The sequence below is a fragment of the Bradyrhizobium sp. genome (assembly GCF_035273305.1).
Lineage (GTDB): Bacteria > Pseudomonadota > Alphaproteobacteria > Rhizobiales > Xanthobacteraceae > Bradyrhizobium.
Map to the genome: position 1 here is coordinate 1 of NZ_DATEPI010000175.1, position 2,878 is coordinate 2,878.

The following is a 2,878-nucleotide window of genomic DNA, read 5'->3' on the forward strand; positions in this document are numbered from 1 at the left end:
GCAAGCCCATACGAACTTGCCGCTCCACTTCAGCGCGGACGCAACCATGTCGTCGATCAAGCGGTGTTGATATTCGATACCAGCTTTCTCGAACTTCGCTTTGTATTCGCTGTCGTAAATCTCCTGGAAGATGTCCTTGAACCGGCCGTCATAGGCTTTCAGGATGGTGTTCTTCGTGGAGAGATACAGGGGCCACTGCCGGCCGAGGCTGTAGTTGAAGCAGGCGTGTGCGAAGTCGCGGATCGATGCGTCCAGATTGTACATCCCCATGGCCACGCCTGAGCCGGGAAAGTCGAAAACGTCGAAGTCGAGCTCCTGCCCATCGGTCCCAACCCACTTCATCGTCAGCTTGCCGGGTCCGGGCACACGAAAGTCCGTCGCGCGATACTGGTCTCCGAAGGCGTGGCGGCCGACGACGATCGGGTCCGTCCAGCCCGGGATCAGCCGCGGCACGTTCGAAATGACGATCGGCTCGCGGAAGATGCAGCCGCCGAGAATGTTGCGGATCGTGCCGTTGGGCGACTTCCACATCTTCTTGAGCCCGAATTCCTGAACACGAGCCTCATCCGGCGTGATGGTCGCGCATTTGACGCCTACGCCGTGCTGCTTGATGGCATTCGCCGCATCGACCGTGACTTGGTCGTCGGTCGCGTCGCGGTTCTCGATCGAGAGATCGAAATAGAGCAGATCGACGTCGAGATAGGGCTGGACCAGCCGCTCGCGAATCCACTGCCAGATGATGCGCGTCATCTCGTCGCCGTCGAGCTCGACGACCGGGTTCTTCACCTTGATCTTGGCCATTTGCCTTCCCGATTTTTAGGAGTTGGCGGCGCCTTAGATTGCGCCGGTAGCGCGTGCAACCGGAGCGTTGTGCGTGACGCTTACCGTCTCTAATGCATTCGCCCCATGCCCGCGCTCGACAAGCACGACAGCCCGCTGCCGACGACCACCGTCAAGTGGCGCTTCCCCTCGGTCCATCCGGAGGGGCGCAAATATGTGGTCATCGCCGCCGCGGTCACGCTCGCGCTCTATACGCTGGTCAGCCATTTCCTCGGTTGGGTGCTGGTCGGCGGCACGATCTGGGTCGCCACCTTCTTCCGCGATCCGGTGCGGACGACACCCCGCGGCGACAAGCTGATCGTCGCGCCTGCCGACGGCCTCATCACGATGATCGCGAGGGTTGGCCCGCCCCCGGAGCTCCGCGGGCCCGATGGACTGGCCGACGGCGAATACACGCGCGTGTCGATTTTCATGAGCGTCTTCGACGTGCACATCAACCGCGCCCCGATCACCGGACGGGTGAAGCGCATCGCTTACGTCCCGGGCAAGTTCGTCAACGCCGATCTCGACAAGGCGAGCGAGGACAATGAGCGCCAGCACTTCCTGATCGAGAGCTCGGACGGTCTGCGGATCGGATTCACGCAGATCGCCGGCCTGGTCGCGCGGCGCATTCTGTCGTTCGTGCGCGAGGGTGACGTGGTTGACGCTGGCCAGCGTGTCGGGCTGATCCGCTTCGGCAGTCGTGTCGACGTTTTCCTGCCGGCCGGGACCTCGCCCAAGGTGCTGCTCGGGCAGCGTTCGATTGCCGGTGAAACGATCATCGCGGAAATCGGGAGCGATGCCGCGCTGACCGGGCTCAGCCAGTGATTGACGACCGGGATCCACGGCGGATCCCGTTCCGGGCGATGATCCCCAACGCGATCACCGCGCTTGCGCTATGCTTCGGTCTCACCGGCGTCAGCCTGGCGATCAGCGGCCATTGGGAAAGGGCGTTGGGGTCGATCGTCCTCGCCGGCGTGCTCGACGGCCTCGATGGCCGGATTGCGCGGCTCCTGCGCGCGCAGAGCAAGTTCGGGGCTGAACTGGATTCGCTCAGCGACAATATCGCGTTCGGCACCGCGCCGGCGCTGATCCTGTTCCTGTGGTCGCTCCGCATGGCCCCGCGTTTCGGGTGGATTGCAGCGTTGGCACTCGCCGTCTGCTGTGCCCTGCGTCTTGCGCGCTTCAACGCCCGGCTCGATGCCGCCGAGCAGCCGCACAAGTCCGCGGGCTTCAACACCGGCGTGCCGGCGCCTGCGGGTGCGGGGCTGGCGTTCGTTCCGATCTATCTGTGGCTGATCACCGGCGACAACCGTTTCCAGGCGTGGCCGGGCGTTATCGCATGGACGCTGTTCATCGCCGCCCTGATGATCTCGAGCCTGCCGACCTACAGCTGGGCGAGCATCCGCATCCGCCCCGCGTGGCGAATGTTTGCGCTCGCCGGTATCGCGCTGTTCGGGGCGGCCCTCATCGTTGCGCCATGGGTGACCTTGTTGGCACTGGCTCTGGTCTATCTCTTGATGATCCCCGTCGCGTTCGCCAGCTACGAGCGGGTCAAGCGGCGGCGCGGAGCGGTGCGCGCACGCACCTAGGCGTCCGCACTGCAATCCATGTGCGCGTTCGTCCTGCCGACGGCGTGAAAGGCTGTCGCTTGGGCTCGCCCTTGAGGGCAGCGGCGATCTTGGCGCCGCTTTCCTCAAGAACCGCTGCACCCAGGACCACGAGAAGCCACAAAGTGGCGAGGAAGGGCAGGGTGCCCAGAACTGCAGTCATCACGTTCAGCCTCCTTCGAGGCGACACGTTGTTCTCTGTTTGTTCTTTCATGTCAAGTGCCCGCCCAGGCCACGTCCCAAAGCCTTGAAAGCGCGGGCGAGTTCGTCTAGGTCGCCGCGCATCCCACAGGCGGAGCTTACATACCGGTGCCGGCCGCAAGGCCGGTCATTCGGCTCCGTCGAGGCAGAACCGGAAGGAGAAAGACTATGGCGGCCACGGTCGTCACCATGCAGCAATTGCTCGAGGCCGGAGCGCATTTCGGCCACCAGACCCACCGCTGGAACCC

At 64.0% G+C, this 2,878-nt stretch carries 3 protein-coding genes; 2 read left to right on the plus strand and 1 reads right to left on the minus strand.

Annotated elements, in window-relative coordinates; genetic code table 11:
• On the minus strand, positions 1-801 hold an 801-nt coding region (locus tag VJV58_RS12335; protein ID WP_324137627.1), incomplete at its 3' end, for an NADP-dependent isocitrate dehydrogenase.
• A 105-nt stretch (positions 802-906) separates the two neighbouring features.
• Here VJV58_RS12335 and VJV58_RS12340 point away from each other — a divergent pair.
• The gene (locus VJV58_RS12340; RefSeq protein ID WP_324137628.1) at positions 907-1,647 is read left to right on the plus strand and encodes a phosphatidylserine decarboxylase; all 741 of its coding nucleotides are present in this window, start codon (positions 907-909) and stop codon (positions 1,645-1,647) included.
• On the plus strand, positions 1,644-2,411 hold the full coding sequence (locus tag VJV58_RS12345) for a phosphatidylcholine/phosphatidylserine synthase (RefSeq protein WP_324137629.1): 768 nt from the start codon (positions 1,644-1,646) through the stop codon (positions 2,409-2,411). The genes VJV58_RS12340 and VJV58_RS12345 overlap by 4 nt, the downstream gene beginning before the upstream one ends.
• Positions 2,412-2,878: the final 467 nt, after the last annotated feature.